Annotated in this window: 15 protein-coding genes; 2 read left to right on the top strand and 13 right to left on the bottom strand. The window is 44.6% G+C overall.

All coding sequences use genetic code 11. The features are described 5' to 3' along the window. Window positions 1-7: 7 nt before the first annotated feature. The 4 genes from ACI3EZ_RS03410 to ACI3EZ_RS03425 form a co-directional block, all read right to left on the bottom strand. Window positions 8-694, bottom strand: coding sequence for a hypothetical protein (locus ACI3EZ_RS03410; protein WP_405025530.1), 687 nt, complete (start codon window positions 692-694; stop codon window positions 8-10). 173 nt (window positions 695-867) lie between these two features. Beyond that, window positions 868-1338: a hypothetical protein gene (locus ACI3EZ_RS03415; protein WP_405025531.1), complete on the bottom strand. Its 471-nt coding sequence runs from the start codon at window positions 1336-1338 to the stop codon at window positions 868-870. 710 nt (window positions 1339-2048) lie between these two features. Further along, window positions 2049-4097 carry a hypothetical protein gene (locus ACI3EZ_RS03420; protein ID WP_405025532.1) on the bottom strand — a complete coding sequence of 683 codons (2049 nt, stop codon included), beginning with the start codon at window positions 4095-4097 and terminating at the stop codon, window positions 2049-2051. Window positions 4098-4114: 17 nt separating this feature from the next. Continuing rightward, on the bottom strand, window positions 4115-7132 hold the full coding sequence (locus ACI3EZ_RS03425) for a glycoside hydrolase family 2 TIM barrel-domain containing protein (protein ID WP_405025533.1): 3018 nt from the start codon (window positions 7130-7132) through the stop codon (window positions 4115-4117). 152 nt (window positions 7133-7284) lie between these two features. On the opposite strand from ACI3EZ_RS03425, the gene ACI3EZ_RS03430 reads away from it, so the two are divergent. Continuing rightward, window positions 7285-7542, top strand: coding sequence for a hypothetical protein (locus ACI3EZ_RS03430; RefSeq protein ID WP_405024545.1), 258 nt, complete (start codon window positions 7285-7287; stop codon window positions 7540-7542). 35 nt (window positions 7543-7577) lie between these two features. Here ACI3EZ_RS03430 and ACI3EZ_RS03435 read toward each other — a convergent pair whose 3' ends face one another. The 5 genes from ACI3EZ_RS03435 to mnmE form a co-directional block, all read right to left on the bottom strand. Then, on the bottom strand, window positions 7578-8225 hold the full coding sequence (locus ACI3EZ_RS03435; protein ID WP_405024611.1) for a uracil-DNA glycosylase: 648 nt from the start codon (window positions 8223-8225) through the stop codon (window positions 7578-7580). 401 nt (window positions 8226-8626) lie between these two features. Further along, a complete protein-coding gene (locus tag ACI3EZ_RS03440) occupies window positions 8627-10588 on the bottom strand; it encodes a GH25 family lysozyme (RefSeq protein WP_405025534.1) in 1962 nt (653 codons plus the stop codon). A 154-nt stretch (window positions 10589-10742) separates the two neighbouring features. After that, window positions 10743-12170, bottom strand: a complete 1428-nt coding sequence (locus ACI3EZ_RS03445) for a flippase (RefSeq protein ID WP_405024547.1) — start codon at window positions 12168-12170, stop codon at window positions 10743-10745. Window positions 12171-12433: 263 nt separating this feature from the next. Then, a complete protein-coding gene (gene mnmG / locus ACI3EZ_RS03450) occupies window positions 12434-14341 on the bottom strand; it encodes a tRNA uridine-5-carboxymethylaminomethyl(34) synthesis enzyme MnmG (protein ID WP_405024548.1) in 1908 nt (635 codons plus the stop codon). A 13-nt stretch (window positions 14342-14354) separates the two neighbouring features. Then, window positions 14355-15749: a tRNA uridine-5-carboxymethylaminomethyl(34) synthesis GTPase MnmE gene (gene mnmE / locus ACI3EZ_RS03455; protein WP_405024549.1), complete on the bottom strand. Its 1395-nt coding sequence runs from the start codon at window positions 15747-15749 to the stop codon at window positions 14355-14357. Window positions 15750-15945: 196 nt separating this feature from the next. Here mnmE and ACI3EZ_RS03460 point away from each other — a divergent pair, with 196 nt between their 5' ends. Next, window positions 15946-16923 carry an FAD:protein FMN transferase gene (locus ACI3EZ_RS03460; protein WP_405024550.1) on the top strand — a complete coding sequence of 326 codons (978 nt, stop codon included), beginning with the start codon at window positions 15946-15948 and terminating at the stop codon, window positions 16921-16923. A gap of 153 nt (window positions 16924-17076) precedes the next feature. Here ACI3EZ_RS03460 and ACI3EZ_RS03465 read toward each other — a convergent pair whose 3' ends face one another. From ACI3EZ_RS03465 to ACI3EZ_RS03480, 4 genes are all read right to left on the bottom strand, one after another. Then, window positions 17077-17451 (bottom strand): hypothetical protein, encoded by a 375-nt coding sequence (locus ACI3EZ_RS03465; protein WP_405024551.1) that lies wholly within the window; start codon window positions 17449-17451, stop codon window positions 17077-17079. Between the two features lie 172 nt (window positions 17452-17623). Further along, the gene (locus ACI3EZ_RS03470; RefSeq protein ID WP_405024552.1) at window positions 17624-18187 is read right to left on the bottom strand and encodes a redoxin domain-containing protein; all 564 of its coding nucleotides are present in this window, start codon (window positions 18185-18187) and stop codon (window positions 17624-17626) included. Window positions 18188-18286: 99 nt separating this feature from the next. Continuing rightward, entirely contained in the window at window positions 18287-19171 is an 885-nt protein-coding gene (locus tag ACI3EZ_RS03475; RefSeq protein ID WP_405024553.1) for a LysR family transcriptional regulator, read from the bottom strand. Between the two features lie 700 nt (window positions 19172-19871). Further along, window positions 19872-21167 (bottom strand): adenylosuccinate synthase, encoded by a 1296-nt coding sequence (locus ACI3EZ_RS03480; protein ID WP_405024554.1) that lies wholly within the window; start codon window positions 21165-21167, stop codon window positions 19872-19874. Window positions 21168-21232: the final 65 nt, after the last annotated feature.

Here is a 21232-nt window from a genome sequence, read left to right on the forward strand (position 1 = left end):
CATGACTCTAATATAACATTCTTCGCCTGTTCTTAACCCCAAACCACAAACAACTAATTAGCGTTATCAAAGATATCCACTGTGCAATTCGCGCCGTCAAAGTATAACGACTCGTTACCACAATATGCTCTCCCCGCTTAACCTGCTTAATTAGAAGCATGCCACGAGAAGACACCTTACTTGATAAAACTTTTCCGGACGATTCCTTCGCGAATACACCTTTATACGCCTCGAAGGGTGTATCTAATTCAAACGTAGTGCGTTTAGGAATAACCGTAACTTGACTAGGAGCAATCTCTATTTCTGGTTGAATATTACTTTTCCCGTCCATAAAGCGATGTTGAACAATCCCCGTTTCGTTCAATACCGCCTTTTGCAGCTGGTAATCAACAGGTAAGAATAATCTGGGCGGATTACATAAATTTCGACTACTTGTTACTATTATCGATGAATTTGCACAAGCATTGAGTTGCTGTGTCCGGATTACAAACGAATACAGACTTGTAATAATTAAAACTCCCGCAATCGCATATGAATGTTTTCTTCTTAGAAGCCAACTTACACCAAACAGCAATAAGAAGACAAATGCCACTTCACCAAACCGCCACGGAAATTGGATAAAATCAGGCAAGTGGCCAAATAATTTCCAGGGAAATAACTTAGTCATCATTAATGCCAGCGCAATTCCTACCATGTAAGAATCGCCATTCTACCCGTGATTTTTTTCGCAAAAATATTCCCGTTACACAAATTAACGTACATAAAACGCCTAGACTAACAATAATATCCCTGTTATTCCCTAGCGAATTACTAAGGCCGTTAATGATCATCTGCTTAACTGGCAACGCCACGTTTGGCAACCAAGCCTTAAACGGCATCGCCACTCCCAGCTGTCTTTGCTGAATACACGGAATAAGAAAGCCAAGCCCCAAAAGGAACCATAAAATAACCGCTTTGATGAGTTGTTTTACCCCCCCTCCATTTATTTTGGGAAAGCGAATACAAAGCAATAACTTCTAGTGCTCCAGCAACTCCACAAAGTACTAAAGATAACAGGTGGGAGTATAAAATCAAAGCCATCGCGACAGCGAGCATCATCCACCGTTGTTTATCACATACTATAATTTGATATAACGCGCTGACTACCAAAGGAATAAACGCCATTGCAATAAATTCACCAATATCAAAACGCCGGTATAGATCGAGTGAACGGTATGTCGCGAAAACGTATAATATCGAAAATGTTAATGCCACTAACTTATTATGGAATATTGATTTACTGGAGTAATACTCAATCAATCCAGTTAGGACGTTTATCCAAACAATAAATATCCCCATTCCAACTACCAAAGAGTGCGTTAATCGAACTAGTATATAAGCTGGGTACAACGTTAGCCATGGGTAAAAATAATTTATTCCATCTCCTATTTGAGCAAAAATCTTAAAATTAATAGGATGAAACTACACGCCACCAAGTCCTAAGACTCGATCTAAATGGATAATAAGATCAGAATTTTGATAACTAACTAGGTAGTGTCCGCCTAACACAACGTAAAAGATAGCTAATAACGTAATTATTATACCTACAATCTAATATTCATATTTACGCGTATTAAAATTCACAAAACTTCCTCCTTTAACTAATTTACACACTTACAGCGCACATAAACTATGATTATTTGCTTTCGTTAAAGCTCTTATTTATCTATCGCAACTTATTGTGAATATCCGTATCCGAATAGAGCTAACAGAATTAATCTCTTAGTTTTATATATTTAATGATTTATCCTTTTCGCAGGAATAATTACTATGAAGAATAATCAACATCATAATTTCCCACAGCAACAGCGCCCAAGTAGCTATGGCGGTACCTGTTCACCACGTAGCATGTGATAACGGCTCTACACTAAATTCTACTGGTATGATTAAATGTTAAGCTATTATTAACGTAATTTAGTGTAGAACCTATCTGATATTATGAACTCTATGGACAATTACCTTTCTGAAAGCATAATCACCATAATCAATTAATAGTTCTCATTACAAAATTACCGGTAATGTAATCGAGAATCTTTAATATCTATCGCTTGATATCCAGCATTACTCTTAATTTTGGGATATTGATAATCGTACTCTCCACTTTTAGGTCCTAATATAACCTGATCAAACATCGGACTATCTCCGAAATTATAGATATATCTTAGCTTATCTTCCTTTTTCACCTTTTCTGCAGAATCTCTAGAATTATTCACATTCTTAATAATCCTATACTCGCTTTCATCTTCATAATCATCAAGTTTAAAATATGCACTTAATCTCTCTAACATTGGACCTACTTTGAATTTAAGTTCAGTTTCAGCAAAACAACGACTCACTTCTTCGGTACTCATCTCTTCGTCTATTTCTTTGCCAACTAAAATTTCTTCTACTTCTTTTTTTGTTTTCGAATATACACCTTCATTATCCCTTCTATCTATTTTTAAAATATTTTTAAGTCGAGTTAAATGTCTAGAAATAATATCAACAACATCATCTGTATCAAACTTAATAATCGATTCACAAAGTTCACAACAGCTACTGCTTACTCCAACAGCACGTTTAGACTCATCATTTTTTTCTATGTTTAAACATGCATTTTTCACTCCCAAAAGATCCTTATACAGCTTCTTTAATTGTTTGCTTCTTTCTAACGCCTGTTTACTTTCCTTACCAGAAACGTAATCAGCAATAATATAACTATTTAATTTAGACTTAATAATATCTATTCTTTTGAACGTGAGTAATATGTTTTTCCTGATATATTCTTTATTTATTTTTCCCCACTTTACTGCTAAAAGAGATTTAATTTCATCTATCAGTTCTAAAATTCTATATTTATCTGTATTTATATAGCATACACGAATAACATCGTCATTAAAACTATCATTATTGTATATACAACAAACACCCTTGCCATTATCGCCATACAAATTCCACATATTCAGAGAATCAACCTTATCAGTTAACGACGAAACATAAGTATTAGTATTATACTTTTCATTAACATAACCCAATGTTTCTTCCTCAATAAATCTTCCTTCCAATGGATCATTTAATTGATGGATCTCAGTAAACCACAATGACTTATGTTTAAATATATTTATCAAGTTATCAACTTTAGTATAAGTACACAATTGAATGTCCTCTAAATCTCTAATATCCATTTTTAACGCGTTTGTTATTTCGTCTAAAATAGAAGACACCTCTATGTACTCACTAACGTCACTGATTAATTTAACTATTTTTGTTGAATTAACCGTATATTGAACATTTGCTTTTTTTATAATTTCATATAATTCTTTTATATCACTATGGTTTACGTTGCTGTCATCGGGTCCATTACACAATGTTAGAAAAAATACACATATCATTTCTTGGGCAAATGTACTTTCACTTGATTCTCCGTTAACGCTTATTCTTTCAAACCCCATTATTTTTTTCAAACCATTATAATAACCAGAATCATCACTGCATACCATTCTTTGAAAAAGTTCATCGTTTTTTTGAGTCTCCTTATCATCAAATGATAAAATGTTTATAAAATCTCCGTCGAAGAATTTACTATTTTCTTCCATAAGTTCTTTACACAAAAACGCATTTTTTAAATCATCACTACGCAAATAACAATTCCTAATCACATCATAGGTTTTATTCCACATTTTCCAATTAAATATATTTTGATTCTCTACATCACCCTCTATAAAATCACTGTAACTAGGCATGCCTTTTGATGAGGTTCTTTTATAAAAAATATCATTAATTTTATTAAAAAATAAATCGTAATCTTGCCAACTTAAATTCTTCCTTAATTCTTTATAAAAATCAAACGCACACGCTACACCCACGCTATTTTTTGCGTCTCCCTCAAATTCACCACTTACATTCATTTCATCCGCTGTAATTAATTTGTTATTTTCTACGTAAGATAACTTATAATATCCGATTTTGCATTTATTTTCGTTCTTTTCATAAGTAACGAAAAATACACATCTAATTCCATAGTCATTCCATTTATCCTTTTCGAAAATTAACCTGCCATCTTTTAATGTTATATACATACAAACCACCCTACGTTTTAATCTTCACCGCATAAACTAAACTTCACCACATACTCCTTGTCCGCCGGCAATAAGAACTCGTCATGCACTGGTGCGCCCCACGAGTCGTCGCCGCCGACACCCATCTGGGCTACAAGTAACCGAACCCACGTGAAGTGCGGAGTTCCCAGTTCTTCTTGATGAAGGGCGTTTTCCAGCTCGTATTCACTGTACGGAAGAACGGCGCTTTCTAGGGCAGTTCCTTCGTTTTCAATCCGAAGACCAATCCCCTGATCGTCCGTCACCTCCAACCACCGGGTTCCCCGGTGATTTCCTGTTTCCTGGGGAACAAGGTACGGCGCAAGGTTTTGCCGGGCCGTCCCGGAGTAAATTCCCAACTTAACTCCATTGTCCCGGTCAACGTAGTTTTCATCCGGTCCTAAACCGTAGAACCGGTAGTTATGGTAACGAGCGTGCATCTTAAGGTCCATCCCGTATGCTGGAATACTTGGTAATCCCGGAGCACCATGGTACGTTGCCGTTACGTGCACCGCCCCGTCCGCTGTCACCCGGTACTGAATCGTGTTAAGGGCTTCGTCCGCTAATGGTAACTGGAACGTAAACGTTACGGTGACATCGTGGTCTGCTTCAGCAACCTGCGTGTCAATTAGTTTCTGGAACTTTCCAGCTTGTAACCATAATCCCCGCTCAAAGCCTTGACCAGCCCCCCGGTCGTTATCCGTCATTGCCCGCCAGAACGTTGTTTGCGGGGTTTTCGCAATCATCTCTTTCCCGTTATACCGGTACGAACTAATCCCGCCTTCTGCTTTTGATAACAGCACACTGAAGTTTTCGCCCCGAATACCAACGTTCACGTCACCGTTAATTACTTCAAGATCGCCAAAAATCACCTTCGCTGGTTGCTTCTTTTGAACCGTCATCTGCGCAAAGGCTAACTCATGACCAATTTCCGCCCACTGTGCGTAGTAATTCAGGTGCGCAGACACTTCAAAGACGTACTCCCCGCCTTCATACAGCTCCGGCCAATCGACGGCGCATTCTCCCGTTGTTCCGGGCTGAACGTTGAGAAGATACTGGTTGGCCCACATTTCTTCACCTTCATGAAGAACGCGGACGTCAAATACCAACCCCTGCGTATCCTTGAAGAGGTTTTTGTTTGTTACCGTGAAACCCTGTTCATTAACGGTTAACTTGATATTAGAATAAAGCTGCTTAACCTCCGCCGCTTTCGGTGACGGTGTCCGGTCAGCAAAAAGAATCCCATCTCCAGAAAACTCGTAATCCGTCGGGCGGTCGTCAAAATCCCCACCGTATGCAAGGACTTCTTCTCCCTGATCATTTTGCCGGAGAATCGCCTGGTCAACAAAATCCCAGATAAACCCGCCTTGGTACTGGGCATACTGATCTTCCAGGTCGGTATAAAGCTTCATCCCCCCGGTTGAATTCCCCATTGAATGCATGTATTCACATGAAATGTATGGTTTTTGCGGGTGGCTTTCCAGGTATTCCTTGATTTCTGCCGGCTTGGCGTACATGCGGCTCTCCATATCGGAAATTTGCTCATACTTCCGGTTCCAGAAAACCCCTTCATAGTGAACGAGCCGGGAATCATCGTAATGATGGAAGTACTGCGTCATGCCAAGAATATCAGTTCCGGCGTATGACTCATTCCCGCACGACCAAATTAAAATCGACGGGTGATTCTTATCACGCTGCATCATCGAATTAGCGCGGTCAATTACGTTTTCAGCCCACTCTTCCTGATCACCCGGAACGTTCCATTCTGGGTCACATTTCCCAAGCTTTTGCCAAGAGCCATGGCTTTCCAGGTTTGTTTCGTCAATCACGTATAACCCGTATTCGTCACACAGCTGGTACCAGTACGAGTTATTTGGGTAGTGGGATGTCCGAACCGCGTTAATGTTATGCTGCTTCATAAACTTAACGTCGGCTTCCATCTGTTCCTTAGTAACGGCATGCCCCCGCCGGTAATCAAATTCATGGCGGTTAATTCCCTTAAAAACAATCCGCTTATTATTCAGGCACATAATGTGGTTTTTCATTTCAAACTTCCGGAAACCGACCCGGGTAGTAACCACCTCAAGCTGCTCTTCGCCCCGAGCAACCTCAATTACCAACCGGTATAACCGCGGATCCTCAGCACTCCACAGGTTGACTTGCTTGAGCTTAACCATCATCTGAATTCGTTCCTTGGCTGGCAATTCGTATTGCCAAACCGGCTGCCGGTCGTCGCTTACCAGTAAAAAGCGCAAAGTAACGTCGTCCGTTGCACCTCCCAGCTTCAAATCAAGGTTTAACCGTCCTTTCGTGTACGTTTCATCGAGGTCCGGTTTAGCAAAAAGATCCATGACATGCGTATCCGGCACCGCGTACAGGAAAACATCCCGGAAAATTCCGGATAACCGCCACATATCCTGATCCTCAATCCAGCTAGCACTGGAATATTTGTATACTTCTACTGCAAGTTTATTGTCCCCTTCCTTAAGGTATTGGGTTACTTCGAACTCACTAGGGGTAAACGAATCTTCGCTATAGCCTACAAAGTGACCGTTCAGCCACACGTACATGGCCGTTTGCACCCCTTGAAAGGAGATAAACGTCCGTTTCCCCTTCAATCCATTAGCCACCCGAAAGGTTTTTACGTAACTTGCAACCGGATTATCCGCCATTGAAACGTACGGGGGCCGCAGGTTCTCCTTCCCATCCCAGGGGTACTGGGTATTTACGTACTGCGGCTTACCAAAACCTTCCATTTCAAGGTTGCTTGGAACGCGGACAGTATCAAACCCACTGCAATCAAAATCTGGTTGATAAAATTCCTTTGCCCGGAGTGCCGGACCATTTACCCAGGAAACCCGCCATACACCGTTAAGGCTTTGCTTTAAACTCGACTTATCGTGGACGGCCTCCTCCTGATTCTGGTAAAAATCAAAATCCGCGTGAGCCGCTACCCGGTTCACCGCAAACACCGTTGGATCCGTTAACCAGTCTAATGTTGGTTCCGTTGCGTTCATGTAAACTCCTCCTAATGCACTGCATTATTCTCTTCTACACTCATTATTGCCAGGAAAATCCCTTCCCTGTCATTATACCAAACCACTCCTCATTCCCCACGATCACAAATTAATGTACAATAAAACTAGATTATTTCCGGGGGAATATTTCCATGAAACACTTAAAACGCAACCTAATTCTTATTACAGGATTTACCATGATTTTAGCGGTTCTTTCCGTAATGGCAACCATTATCGTCACGCTGCTTACCCCTAAAAAAGGGGTCATCCTTGGCGCCATGTTTATTACCTTTTTGGCCCTCACCGCTTTTTTTACGGCTGTGACGGTAGATGTCCAGGTTATTCGGTGGTTGCGCCGAACGCAGAAAGAGAATAACCAGGTAAATAATAGGACTTCTAATGATAAATAACTAATCCCCGCTGGATAGAAATCCGCGGGGATTAGTTATTTACCGGTCGCAACGTACCTTGCAACCCGCCGCCAGTCTGCCTCAATTTGGGGCTGAAGTTTACGGTTGTAAAACACTGCTGCGGGATGAAACAAAGGAATCACCGCTGTCGGGCAGGCTGCCCGTTCGTATTTTCCGGTTAACCGGTTAGCTGCCCGTTGCAACGGTTGCATAAAGAGTTGACCGTGAACCGTTCCGACGGTATAACGGGATCCCAGTAACCGTTGAAGAGCAGTATTCCCGACAGTTGCAATTAACTGCGGGGCAACCTGATCCACTTCCCAGTCAAAAACCGGCGCAAACGCTCGCACTTCTCGCTTAGTCGGGGGGCGGTTAGGCCGTTTTTCAACGACCTGTCCACTCCGTTTGTCCCGAACGTGCTTGATCGCATACGGTCGACTCCGCACCACACTTGTAATGTATACGTCATCCCGATTAAGGCCGATTGTTGCTAATGATTTTGTTAATTCTTTTCCTGCCGCCCCACAAAACGGAACGTGCGTTTCAATTTCGGTTCTTCCGGGAGCCTCTCCCACAACCATTAGTTGCGGGTGGCATGGCCCCCGCCCAGTCACTAAACCTTCAAGTTGCTGTCCTGCTAGCTCTGCATTAACCCGCTGAATTAGCTTATCAGGATACCTCATTTTCATCCCTATTCCTCCGTTCGCCCAGCTTCTTCCCTACCATACCATGCTTTTCCTAAGAACGGTTCTTAAAATCGCCGTCCTTTTTAAGGATTTTACCCATACTATTCTTAAAAAGAGCAGCAAAAACTTACTTGATTATCATCAGGTTTTCAAGACAACCCCGTTATTCACTTGATAAAATGCAGGTGAAATCAAGGAAGGAGCTGTTTTCCCATAACATTAATTACTGAAGTAATGGATACGTTTGTTCGGTGTGCAGGCGCTCTGCCGCAAGAACCAATTAACCAGGCAGCAACGATCGCCAAGGAAAAGGAGTGCCGGAAGTAATGGCTGATGATAATAATAAACGCCCGTAGCGGATAAGAATTACCGCTACGGGCGTTTATTATTTTTTCTTACTAAACAAGGTTTCCTAAACCATCATAGTAAACAGCTTTGTTCTTATCCGCCAAATAGACATATTTATTCTTAGCTTGCGCACCAGTCTGCGGATCAAAGTACTGCCAGTGACCGTTGATGTACTGTTCACCGTAAACCATATTACCTAGCCCATCGTAGTAGACTTCTTCGTTCTTATCGCTCAGCCATACGTACCGGTTCTTGGCTTGCGCGCCAGTCTGCGGGTCAAAGTATTGCCAGTGACCATTAATGTATTGTTCACCATGAACCATGTTCCCTAACCCATCGTAGTAAACTTCTTCGTTCTTATCGCCCAGCCATACGTACTGGTTCTTGGCTTGCGCGCCAGTCTGCAGATCAAAGTACTGCTGCTGACCATCAATAGTTTGTTCGCCGTAAACCATGTTACCTACGCCGTCATAGTAAACTTCCTCATTCTTGTCACTCAGCCATACATAACGGTTCTTCGCCTGTGCGCCAGTCTGCGGGTCAAAGTACTGCCGATGGCCATTAATGGTCTGCTCGCCATAAACCATGTTGCCCATACCATCATAGTAGACTTCCTCATTCTTATCGTCTAACCATACATACTGGTTCTTAGCTTGCGCGCCGGTTTGCGGATCGAAGTATTGCTGGTGACCATTAATGGTCTGCTCACCATAAACCATGTTGCCCATACCATCATAGTAGACTTCCTCATTCTTATCGTCTAACCATACATACTGGTTTTTAGCTTGTGCGCCAGTTTGCGGATCAAAGTATTGCCAATGGCCGTTAATACATTGTTCACCATGAACCATGTTCCCCTGAGCATCATAATAAACTTCAATATTCTGCCCGGAAATCCACTCATAACCCTGAGAATGTTGCGCAGTGTTTTGCGTCTGCATCGGCAGCACGTTTACACTAGAATCAACGTTCATTCCCTTCCAGTTATCAGTGTACTGCCACATGATAACCCCATCAGTACTTGGAAAATAATTAAAATCAGGACCATCAACTGCTGCCGTCGTTGGATATGATGCGATCCATAGACAATTTCCAAACCGGCCAGTAATTGCGCTTAAATTAAGGTTGGTCTTCATGTAATATGCCCCAGAATATAGAAGTGGAATGTACCCAGCATCCTTAATTCGTTGCATGAATTCAATAACCGCATTTGTATTGGCATTAACGTCCCCACTTGCGTATTGTTCGTAGTCACATGCCAGGTACGTCCCCTTAGGTAACCCTACTTGCTGAGCGGCAGCAATGGCATGGGCCGCCTCAGCGTCAGCCGCGCCAGAATTTCCCCCAAACGTTGCGTAGTGGTACCCCTGCGTCATCATTCCGTTTGCTTCTGACGAACTAATCTGGCCAGCAGCATTAGGATTTACGTATCCCGTTCCTTGCGAAACCTTAACGATTGAGAACGTTGCTCCTGCCTGTGCGTACGAAGACATGTCCGTTCCCTGGTAACTTGAAACGTCAACCCCTAAGCTCCGGTTAGAAACCACGCCTGCTGAAAAGCAAGTCATGTTGTAAATATTTGCATTCTGGTTTTCCCGAAGTGTATTCTTTCCATTATCTAGAATTTGCTGATTGGTAGCCTCTTGCGTTGCCGTGATATTCGTCTGAGGAGTATCATTCTTCTCTTGACTTTGTTCATTTGCCGCCTTTGTTGCTGGTTGGGATGAAGCTGAACTTAACTGCGCATCCTTCTGTTGGGTAGAAGCACTTGCTCCGGTCGTTGCCGAAGAACTACTTGCTGCGGTCGCCGGTGTGTTCCGCAAAACAACTGTCCGGGAAGATTGAGCCACTGGCGTTGTTGTTGATTGCGTTGTTGCCGTTGCGGGTGCATCCGCCTTTACCCGGTGATTACCAACAGTAACCGTTCCAATCGTCGCTACTGCCGTAGTAATTCCCGCAATTACCCACTGCTTGCCACTTTTATACATCTTAAAATGCTTTTTCTTTTCCATGGTAACCTCCAAATAAATATCCTGAAGGCATTATGAAAGAAGCACTGCTTTTTTGTCAATTTAAAATCAACATTGTTATCCGTTTTTTAACCTTCCCTAAATAAAAAGCCGAATGATTTTCTCATTCGACACATAATTATTAGTTATTAACAAATCAATCGGCCCGCCGTTGCTTTATCAAAGCAACGGCTTCCCGCACAATTGCTGGATGTAAAAGAATGACCAAGACAACATAAATTACCGCGCCTAGGATGATCTCGATTGCAAAGTGAATTATTCCAGGTGTTAACGTATAGTTAAGGTAGAACACTGGAACAAACATTCCAGCTCCAGCTAGCAAATACTTCCACACGTTTTTAAACATTGCCTGGAACCGAACAATGTGGCGAATCGACCATAACTGATAACTTGTTACCACGATTTCTGATAACACGGTTGAAACCATTGCCCCGTTTAGCCCCCAGGTCTTGATTAGGAAAAAATTTGCACAAATATTAAATAACGATCCTGCAATAATCGACACCGTATACGGCCGAACCCGGTTAGTCGGAACCAAGAATTGCGTCCCAATGACATTACTCCACCCGATTACAAGAAGGACAACCGATTCAATCACCATCGCAGGACCAACCGGTTGAAATCCCTTCCCGTAAAACCACGGCCCAAGGCGCAAGCTAACCGCCGCCACCCCAAAGAACATCGCAGTACACAGCAGACTCATGGCATCAAACGACTTATACAGGAGTTCATTAATTTTCTCCTGGTTCCCCTTCGCAAACTCAGCTGCCACGTGGGGCAGCATTACAACTCCCAATGCCGTTGCAACCGACAATACCATTTTAATTACTTGATCAGAGTTATAGTAATACCCCGAATAAGTTGCACCAATCATTACCCCAAGCATTGTTTTATTTAACTGAACATAAATTTGGGTTGCAATAGTCGGAATAAATAAACTGATTGTTGGCCCGATGTGCCGCAAAGGACGAAGATCATGAAGTCGAACCGGTCGAAGAATCCGTCTCATATGCGGCCACAGGGTAAGATTACCCGCCAGATTAGAGCCAGCAACAATTAATATATATAATCCAACATCATGGATATTTCGAACCAGCGTAAAAATCAAAACAACGGACAGTAACCGAACAACCGTATTCTTAACAGCCGTTCGCTTAAAATCCTCGAGCCCCATATAAGCCCACGAAATATCAAACGCAACCCCGACAATATTAATCGCTTGAATTGCTAAAAAGTAAACGTACTTATTGTATGTCCTAACAAAAAGAAAGAAAATTATCAACGACACCATCGTCATAATAATCTTCACAATTTGAATTTCCCAGAAAACTTGTGATAATTTTCTCGGGTTTTCCCGTACATACGCAATTTCCCGGTTCCCGTACGTCTCGATTCCTAATCCAGCTAACAGCACAAAGTACTGCACAATTGAATTTGTGTACGCATTAATTCCCACCCCCCCGGCGTGTAAAACCCGGCTAATGTAGGGAGCCGTAACAAACGGGACAATTAATACTAAAAGCTGATAGCCCGCATTGTACAGAAAATTTTTAATGACCTTCATTTTAATTCACCGTGACCGTTCAATTAATTCACCCTATAATTTAGCACATTTTAATTCACTGGCGGTAATATAGTTTGCTTATTTTTTATTTAAGGTAATTTCCCGGGAAATATTTTGGCTTAATAAGTAAACGCATACCAAAGTTAAAAATAACCATAACGCAAGCTACAAAACTCACGGCTGGTGCATTCCTTCTCAGTTCGGTTATTTGTATCCAGCGAACGTAAAAAGGCTAGGACTGCTGTCCCAACCTTTATTCCTTACTATTCTGCTGGTAACTTATCAATCTTTCCCTGTTCGATGTACACCGCTAAAATCGACAGGTCTGCTGGATTAACCCCACTAATTCGACTGGCTTGAGCCATTGTTTCGGGCCGAATCTTATCGAACTTTTGCCGCGCTTCGGTTGCTAGTCCCTCAATCGCATCATAATTGATCCGGTCCGGAATCTTCTTGGCTTCCATCTTCTTTAACTTCTCAACGTTCCGTTCTTCCTTTTTGATATACCCTTCATACTTGAACTGGATTTCAACTTGTTCAATTTCCCGCCGTTTTAACGGTGTTTCAGGTGCCGGAATGAATTGAAGTAAGTCCCGATACGTTACCTCTGGCCGCCGAAGGAAATCAGCCGCTAACACGGCATCCTTCAACGGATGAGCACCGTGGGCTTTCAAAAATTCATCAACTTCCTTTCCCGGTTTAATCCGCAGACGGCGCAGCCGGTCCTTTTCAGCAGCAATCGTTGCCCGCTTCTGTTTAAACCGGGCGTACCGTTCCTCGTTAATTAAACCAAGTTCATACCCAAGGTCAGTTAAGCGTAAATCCGCATTATCGTGGCGGAGAAGTAGCCGGTATTCCGCCCGGGAAGTTAACAACCGGTACGGTTCGTTCGTTCCCTTCGTTACCAGGTCATCAATCATAACACCGATATATGCCTCACTCCGTTTAAGGACAACTTCGCTTTTCCCAAGTGCGTGCCGTCCCGCATTAATTCCGGCAATCATTCCCTGACCGGCAGCCTCTTCGTACCCGGAAGTTCCGTTTGTCTGACCGGCTGTATATAACCCCTTCACTAACTTTGTTTCCAGGGTTGGGCGTAACTGGTAGGGTTCAATAATGTCATACTCAATGGCGTAACCGGGACGCATCATTTGGGCGTGGTGCATTCCTTGGATTCCGTGGATCATCTCCTGCTGGACCTCTTCGGGCATTGAGGTGGACAATCCTTGAACGTACACTTCATCCGTGTTGCGGCCTTCAGGTTCTAAGAAAAGTTGATGCCGGGTTTTATCGGCAAATCGCACCAATTTATCTTCGATTGACGGGCAATACCGCGGGCCGACCCCCTTAATCACCCCCGAAAACATTGGGGCCCGATCAAAGTTATCGCGAATAATCTGATGGACTTCCGGGTTAGTGTACGTTAACCAACACGATAACTGCTGGGAAACAGGAAGGTAGTCTTCATCCGGCGTTGTAAAACTAAAGTGGTTGGGCGTTGCATCCCCCGGTTGTTCTTCCGTCTCATCATAGTCAATGGTGTTCCCGTCAATCCGCGGCGGGGTCCCCGTCTTAAACCGTTTTAGGCTGAAACCGAGTTTCTCTAAGTTGCCGGATAACTTCTCAGCAGGTTTCGTGTTATTTGGCCCTGATGAATAGGATAATTCGCCAATAAAAATCTTTCCGCGGGCCGCTGTTCCCGTTGTTAAAACAACCGCCTTAGCGCCGTACTTAGCACCGGTATTCGTAATAACGCCCTTAACCGTTCCGTCTTCAACAATCAGGTCGTCCACTACTGCCTGGCGAAGCGTCAGGTGCTCCTGCCGCTCAAGGGTATGTTTCATCTCGATCGAGTATTGCCGCTTATCTGCTTGGGCGCGGAGTGCCTGGACGGCTGGACCCTTCCCGGTATTCAACATCCGCATTTGGACGTAGGTCTTATCAATGTTTCGGCCCATTTCGCCCCCTAGGGCGTCAAGTTCCCGAACCACAATTCCCTTCGCTGGTCCCCCCACCGACGGGTTACACGGCATAAAGGCAACCATCTCAAGGTTAATCGTAATTAACAACGTTTCGTTTCCCATGCGCGCTGCCGCTAGTGCCGCCTCACATCCTGCGTGACCGGCACCAACTACGATTACATCATAGTTTCCGCCATCATATAACTTCATGTTCTTTCCCCCGTTACTTTCCTAAACAGAACTTACTAAAGAGTTCATCCAAGAGCTCATCCGTATAACTATCACCAGTAATTTCTCCCAACAGATCCCAACAATGAGTAAGGTCAATCTGGACCAAGTCAACTGGCATCCCATTCGCAATTCCCGTTAACACGTCATCAAGGGCCTGTTCCGCCTGGTTCAACAACGCGATGTGCCGGTCGTTAGTAACCATCACCGTTGTCTGGGAATTCTCAATTCCGCCGAAGAAAAGTTCCTGAATTTTATCCTCCAAAGCCGTTAAGCCATCATTTTGTAACACGGAGATTGACATTACTGGATCATCACCGCTTAATTGCTGGATGGTATCGCGCTCGATTTGCTGGGGGAGATCCGTCTTATTTAACAGAATGATCCGCTTCTTTCCCTGCGTAAACTGCAGTAAATCCCGATCTTCGGTGGTTAAGGGTTCGCTTGCGTTTAGCACCACAATTACAAGATCGGCGCGTTGAATTGCCTGCTTCGACCGCTCAACCCCAATTTTTTCAACCTTATCATCCGTTGCGTGGATCCCAGCCGTATCAATCAACTTTAACGGGACTCCGTGGACGTTGACGTATTCTTCAATCACGTCCCGGGTGGTTCCGGCAACATCGGTCACAATCGCCTTATCCTCATGTAAAAGGTAATTCAGCAAACTTGATTTCCCGACATTTGGCCGCCCAACAATTGCCGTAGCAAGACCATCCCGCAAAACCTTTCCTTGCTGGGCAGTTGCCAGCAATTCCTTAATTTTTTGCCGAACACTGATTGCGTGGTCATGCATGAGCTTCGTTGTGACCGTTTCAACGTCATCGTATTCTGGATAATCAATATTAACCTCAACCTCAGCCAGTACATCCAGAATCTCCTGCCGAAGGGCTCGAATCCGCGTGGCTAAGTTACCGTCCAGTTGTCCGAGCGCTACTTGCCGCGACCGGTCCGTTTTTGCGGTGATCATATCCATCACGGCTTCCGCCTGCGAAAGGTCAATCCGCCCGTGTAAGAAGGCACGTTTGGTAAACTCTCCCGGTTCCGCCAGCCGCGCCCCGTTTGTCAATGCCAGCTGAAGAATTCGGTTTGTCGGAACGATTCCGCCATGACAATTAATTTCCACGATGTCTTCCCGGGTAAACGTCCGGGGCGCTCGCATTACTGACACCAACACCTCGTCGATTTCCTCGTGCGTCTTTGGATCAACAATGTGACCGTAGTTAATTGTATGGGTTGGCACCTGCCGGAGGTCCTTTCCCCGGAATAACTTAGTCACTAATTCGACGGCATCATCCCCACTAACCCGCACGATCGAGATGGCTCCTTCACCTGGTGGCGTGGCAATCGCTGCAATCGTATCGTATTCTGTTGCCTTTGCTAACGGCATCTTCATTCCTCCTTGCCATAAAAAAAGTGCTTTCGTCCACACTCCGCCCCTGCGAAAACTTGTGGATAAAGCACTTTGACTACTTTACCGGTCTAATATTTACGCCGTTTATTATACCCCGTTTCCCCCACCTGTCAATTTTCTAAGTCCGCGAAATGATATAATGACACCATGAACTTATAGGGGGAACACGCAAATGACAGTCACTGAAAATACATGGCGGGCAACCACCCCGGCCATTCCAGGTGTCCGGCGCCGCCAAATTCAAAAACAATACTTTGCCCTTGGCACCCAAATCGAGCTAACCGCTTTTGGCACGGCAGCCGAAGCCGACCTAGATGATGCGTACCACCTCATCCAGGGGTATGAAGATCGGTTAACCGTTAACCGCGACCACTCCGAACTCATGAGCGTCAATCACGCTGCGGGGGACCATCCAGTTCAGGTTAGCGCCAGCACGTACGCTCTTACTAAACTCGCCGTGGCAGTAAGCCGGGAAAACTGCGGCTTTAACGCCGCAATCGGACCTCTCGTCAAACTCTGGCGGATTGGTTTTTCAGGGGCCAACGTTCCCTCAGAAACGGCAATCAAAAAGCACCAAGCACTATGTGATCCTAAAAACATTCTGCTTGACGATGACAACCTTACAGTCTTCTTGACTAAGCATGGGATGGAGCTTGACCTCGGGGGAATTGCGAAGGGCTACATTGCGGACCGTATCCGGGACCTCTGGCGCTCCCGCGGAATCCAATCCGGCATGATTAACCTTGGCGGCAATCTTTTAACAATGGGCCCGTGTCCCCTTCATCCTGATGGCTTATGGCGAATTGGGGTCCAAGACCCCGTCAAAGCCCGAGGGCGCGTAGTGGCCACTGTCCACCACGCCGCGTGTTCTGCAGTTACATCTGGCATTTATGAACGCTACCTCAAGAAGGATGGGCACACCTATCACCATATTATTGATCCCCGGACAGGTCACCCACTAGAAACCTCCGTTGCGGGGGTTACCGTTTTTACCCGTGATTCTGTTATCGGTGAAATTGAATCAACCCGGTTATTTTTTGCCGGACATGCTCCTAAAGGATGGGGGCAAAACAACCCCGCCATTTATGGTGCCGTTTTCGTTTACCAGGATCACCACGTTGAGCGGGTGGGATTTACGAATGAACCCTAATCGAATAACAAGAGGTTGTGACACAAGTCGCAACCTCTTTATTATCTTCACATAATTAGGTTCCAAAACAAGCGAGCTAAGTGGACGTTCGCACCTCTGGATCTTTGTTTCGTGATTTATTCGCTTCCTGTCCTCTTGATCCACCTTGTTTTCCTAACCGAGCCGTTGCTGTAAAGCAGCAATTAACTTTAATAAGATCTGTTGAAGATGATCATCATGGAAATAATAGTACCCGTCTTCTTCCTTGGTAAAATAGTGCATCTCCATCTTCTTACTAAAATCCCACATTGCTTTTTCCCGGACCTTAAGGGGAACATCCCGCATCATGTCCATGATCGGCTTTCCCTGCATTACAGGAACAATGTTGAGCTGATCATATAAATCCTCTGCCTGGTTTGCCTTGATAATTTTCTTAAGGGGAATAACCACCTTATTATATGCTCCCTCAGTTTCCGTCCGCTTAAACGCCGGCAATTCAGTTACCTGATCAGCAAGCTCCGTTAACCGGGTTAAATCTTCCTTTGCCATCCATACTTCCCTCTTTCTCAGGCTATTTCCGCGGAAATAATCCCGTCATTCGTACTTTAATTCTAACATTGATGATGTTTTTCCGGCAAACTGCTCAAAATAAGGGAAAAGGCTAGTTACCCGAAGGCAACAAAAAACCGCAACTTTCGTCACGGTTTTTTTAACACAATGTTTATAACTTCCCTACTAAGTCCATTCCCGGCTTAAGGGTCTTGTCACCCGGATGCCAATTTACCGGGCAAACCTGATCGCCGTACTTCCGAACAAACTGTGCGGCCTGAAGCGTCCGCAAAATTTCATCCACGCTCCGGCCAATCGCCATGTTATTTACCGTGTATGACTGGATCTTTCCGTCAGGGTCAATGATAAAGACCCCCCGGTATGCTTGCCCAGCCTCTTCGTCAAGGACATCAAACTGCCGGGCCAGTTTCCCAGCCGGGTCAGCAAGCATTTTGTACTGAATCTTCCCAATTTCTGGCGAGGCATCTGCCCACGCCTTGTGAACAAATTCAGTGTCCTCTGAAATCGTGTAGATTTCAGCCCCCGCCTGCTTAAACTCCTCGTACTTATCCTGAAGTGCTTCTAGCTCTGTTGGACAAATAAACGAAAAATCCGCCGGATAAAACAGGAAAATAGCCCACTTTCCTAAGACGTCTTGTTTCGTAACGTCCATGGTTTCACCTTGCTGGTATGCAGTTACTTTAAAATCATCAATTTCCTTATCGATGTAGTTCATTATCTCACCCCATTAGAAACTTAATTCATTGATAGTATACCGCCAAAAAGTCAATGATTAAAGCGTTTTGCTCGATAATTCAGAATTATTCCAACCAAGTTATTCCTGATACTGTTGCTTTAAAAACCGCCACAAATCGTCCGCAGCAGCCGTATGCTCTCCGGTAGGCCGAATAAAATATAACCCCAAAGCGATATTATGCGGAACCGAAATCACCTGAACGTTGGCGTTCGGCCGGTTGACAACGGATTTCCGCATTAATAACCCAACTCCTTCGCCGTTCCGCACTGCCTGCAAAATAAGGTCAACCCGGTGCTGCGGCCGTAACTCCCGTGGCTGGGCATCATTTTGGGCACACACCTTCAACGCTCCATCATATAGCCCCGTTGCCTGATCTAACGTGTACAACGGTTCATCCTGAACGTCTTTTAGGGTGAGATCCGGGCGGTGAGCCCACCGCCCATCCTTAGCAGTAACCAAAACATACTCGTCATCATCCACGGAAATATACTCGAACCTGTTATCCCTACAATTCTTAAAAATCCGGGTAAACATGATGTCCCCCGGATCAGTTACATTTTGCGGGTTAAAAATATGCTTCGTTGTTTCCCGGAACCGGGCATTAACAACTGGGTGCTCCCGAAGGAAGTGGGTCACCCGGTCAAAAGCAGCGTAATTAAGCATGGTAGGGATCGTAATTAGGTAGAGTTCATGGTCCCGCTGGTTCCTTAATCGATGCATTTGTTTTTCAACCCGCTGGTAATCAACCAGGAACCGCTGCACGGCAGGGTAAAGCGCCTGGCCGCTTCCCGTTAACCGTACTGCTTCAACCTCCCGCTCAAAGAGGGGGGCGCCTAATTGATCCTCAAACTCACGAATTTGTTCCCGTACCGCAGTTACGCTCATTTGTAGCTGCGCGGCTGTTTCCGGGTAACTTTTCGTTTTCGCAAGCGTTGCAAAAAGTGTTAGCTTCTGGATATCCAATTAATCTCATTCCTTTATCTCGTTTAGTTTGAATTAGCTTTCTAGTTTACGAAGCTATTCTTCCCCCTTATGATATGGAATTTTATAGAAAGCTGCAATTATTACTAGAAATAAAAAGAACGTGATGGAAAACACCTTCTCCATCACGCGCTCTTCGAACCTATTTACCCTGTGCAACTGCCAGCAATACCTCCAGCGCTTCCTGGTAACTGCACCCTTGTTGGTCCATAATTTGCCGCGCAAGCTCCGCCGCCGATGTGTGTGCCGAGATTACCACGTTAATCCCTCCATCCGTCCATTTATCCGAACACATGTTTCCGTTTCGGAACTACGTGTCCTATTCTAACGCGTTCCCTTACTACTGAACACCCCTTAATTTTAACTCTAAAAATTTACTTGACAGCGAATTAAGCGTGCTTTGGCAGTCCGTCTTCACTCTAAAAAAATTCCCAAGAAAACTTAATAAATTAAATTTCAAAATCCCTCTTCTTCGGTTAACATTTCAAAGCGAAACCTTCCACTAGCAAGAACTAACGCACCCCCAGCCAAATAATCCCTGTACCTAACTGAGAGTGCGTTTCTTACTAGAATTCTTCTAGACTTTATATAATTATATACTTATCTACGCATAATATTCTACATATAGCATTAATAGAATCGTTTTCTTTTACTGTTTTGCAAAAAGTCATTCAACTACTCTTTACCGGGTCATATCCCAGCAATTCTGCAAAACAATTGTCTGCTCCCTGTCCGGGCCAACCGAAAACATTGCAACGGGTACCCCTACCAGCTCAGCAACCCGTTTTACGTAATTTTGGGCATTTACCGGTAATTCCGCTAAGCTCCGGCAGCCGGTAATATCTTCTTGCCATCCCGGAAGAGTTTCGTAAACCGGGTGACATGCTGCAATCTCCTTCAGGGTGGCTGGATACCGGTCAATACGGTTACCGTCAAGTTCATACGCTGTGCAAACCTTTACCTCGTCAAGTCCGGTTAGTACGTCTAGACAGTTCAAACACATTGCACTTAGCCCGGATACCCGCCTGGAATGCCGTAACACAACCGTATCAAGCCAGCCAACCCGCCGGGGCCGCTTAGTAACCGTCCCGTACTCGTGCCCTCGTTCGCGAATATAATCGCCCGTCTGGCCCGCTAATTCCGTTGGGAACGGGCCCGCACCTACACGAGAAGTATATGCCTTGCAAGCACCGCAAACCGCGCCGATCTGTTCGGGACCGACACCGTTACCGGTTGCTGCACCCCCGGCAATTGGATTCGACGACGTGACAAACGGGTACGTTCCATGGTCAATGTCAAGCATTACTCCCTGAGCGCCCTCAAACAAAACGTTTTGTCCTGCATTCAAGGCATCATCAATCACAACCGCCGTGTCACAAACAAACTTCTTAATTTGCTGCCCGTAACCATAATACTCGGTGAAAATGTCATCAAATGACAGTGGCGCTACGTCATAAATCTTTGTAAATAGCTCATTTTTTACGGCCAAATTTTGCTTAAGTTTTGTCGCAAATGTCTCCTCATCAAGTAAGTCAGCTACCCGAATTCCTACCCGGGCAGCCTTATCAACGTACGCCGGGCCAATTCCCTTCTGGGTCGTCCCGATTTTACCATCCTGTTTAGCCCGTTCCTGTAATTTATCGAGAAGAATATGGTATGGAAGAATGACGTGGGCCCGATTTGAAATACGGAGATTTGTTGTATCAATTCCCGCCTGGTGCAGACCCGTTAGCTCCGCTACCAGCGATTTCGGGTTCAATACAACACCGTTACCAATCACACACTGTTTATCAGAATATAAAATCCCTGACGGAATGAGTTGCAACTTATGCGTCTTTCCCGCCGCCACAATTGTATGACCTGCATTATCGCCCCCCTGATAGCGGGCAATTACTGCTGCTTGCCGACTCAAAAAATCGGTAATTTTACCCTTACCTTCGTCGCCCCACTGACTTCCAACAACAACAATCGCTGTCATTTTACTTCACCTCAATAAATCGTTATGTTTCTCACGGCCACAACGATTATATCAATAAACGCACC

The sequence above is a fragment of the Ligilactobacillus sp. LYQ60 genome (assembly GCF_045033015.1).
In the GTDB taxonomy this organism is placed as follows: Bacteria; Bacillota; Bacilli; order Lactobacillales; family Lactobacillaceae; genus Ligilactobacillus.

Excerpts from the sequence above, each read along its gene's own strand:
- ACI3EZ_RS03410 (WP_405025530.1), bottom strand. The coding sequence starts at position 694 with ATGGTAGGAATTGCGCTGGCATTAATGATGACTAAGTTATTTCCCTGG.
- ACI3EZ_RS03415 (WP_405025531.1), bottom strand. The coding sequence starts at position 1,338 with ATGGGGATATTTATTGTTTGGATAAACGTCCTAACTGGATTGATTGAG.
- ACI3EZ_RS03420 (WP_405025532.1), bottom strand. The coding sequence starts at position 4,097 with ATGTATATAACATTAAAAGATGGCAGGTTAATTTTCGAAAAGGATAAA.
- ACI3EZ_RS03425 (WP_405025533.1), bottom strand. The coding sequence starts at position 7,132 with ATGAACGCAACGGAACCAACATTAGACTGGTTAACGGATCCAACGGTG.
- ACI3EZ_RS03430 (WP_405024545.1), top strand. The coding sequence starts at position 7,285 with ATGAAACACTTAAAACGCAACCTAATTCTTATTACAGGATTTACCATG.
- ACI3EZ_RS03435 (WP_405024611.1), bottom strand. The coding sequence starts at position 8,225 with ATGAGGTATCCTGATAAGCTAATTCAGCGGGTTAATGCAGAGCTAGCA.
- ACI3EZ_RS03440 (WP_405025534.1), bottom strand. The coding sequence starts at position 10,588 with ATGGAAAAGAAAAAGCATTTTAAGATGTATAAAAGTGGCAAGCAGTGG.
- ACI3EZ_RS03445 (WP_405024547.1), bottom strand. The coding sequence starts at position 12,170 with ATGAAGGTCATTAAAAATTTTCTGTACAATGCGGGCTATCAGCTTTTA.
- mnmG (WP_405024548.1), bottom strand. The coding sequence starts at position 14,341 with ATGAAGTTATATGATGGCGGAAACTATGATGTAATCGTAGTTGGTGCC.
- mnmE (WP_405024549.1), bottom strand. The coding sequence starts at position 15,749 with ATGCCGTTAGCAAAGGCAACAGAATACGATACGATTGCAGCGATTGCC.
- ACI3EZ_RS03460 (WP_405024550.1), top strand. The coding sequence starts at position 15,946 with ATGACAGTCACTGAAAATACATGGCGGGCAACCACCCCGGCCATTCCA.
- ACI3EZ_RS03465 (WP_405024551.1), bottom strand. The coding sequence starts at position 17,451 with ATGGCAAAGGAAGATTTAACCCGGTTAACGGAGCTTGCTGATCAGGTA.
- ACI3EZ_RS03470 (WP_405024552.1), bottom strand. The coding sequence starts at position 18,187 with ATGAACTACATCGATAAGGAAATTGATGATTTTAAAGTAACTGCATAC.
- ACI3EZ_RS03480 (WP_405024554.1), bottom strand. The coding sequence starts at position 21,167 with ATGACAGCGATTGTTGTTGTTGGAAGTCAGTGGGGCGACGAAGGTAAG.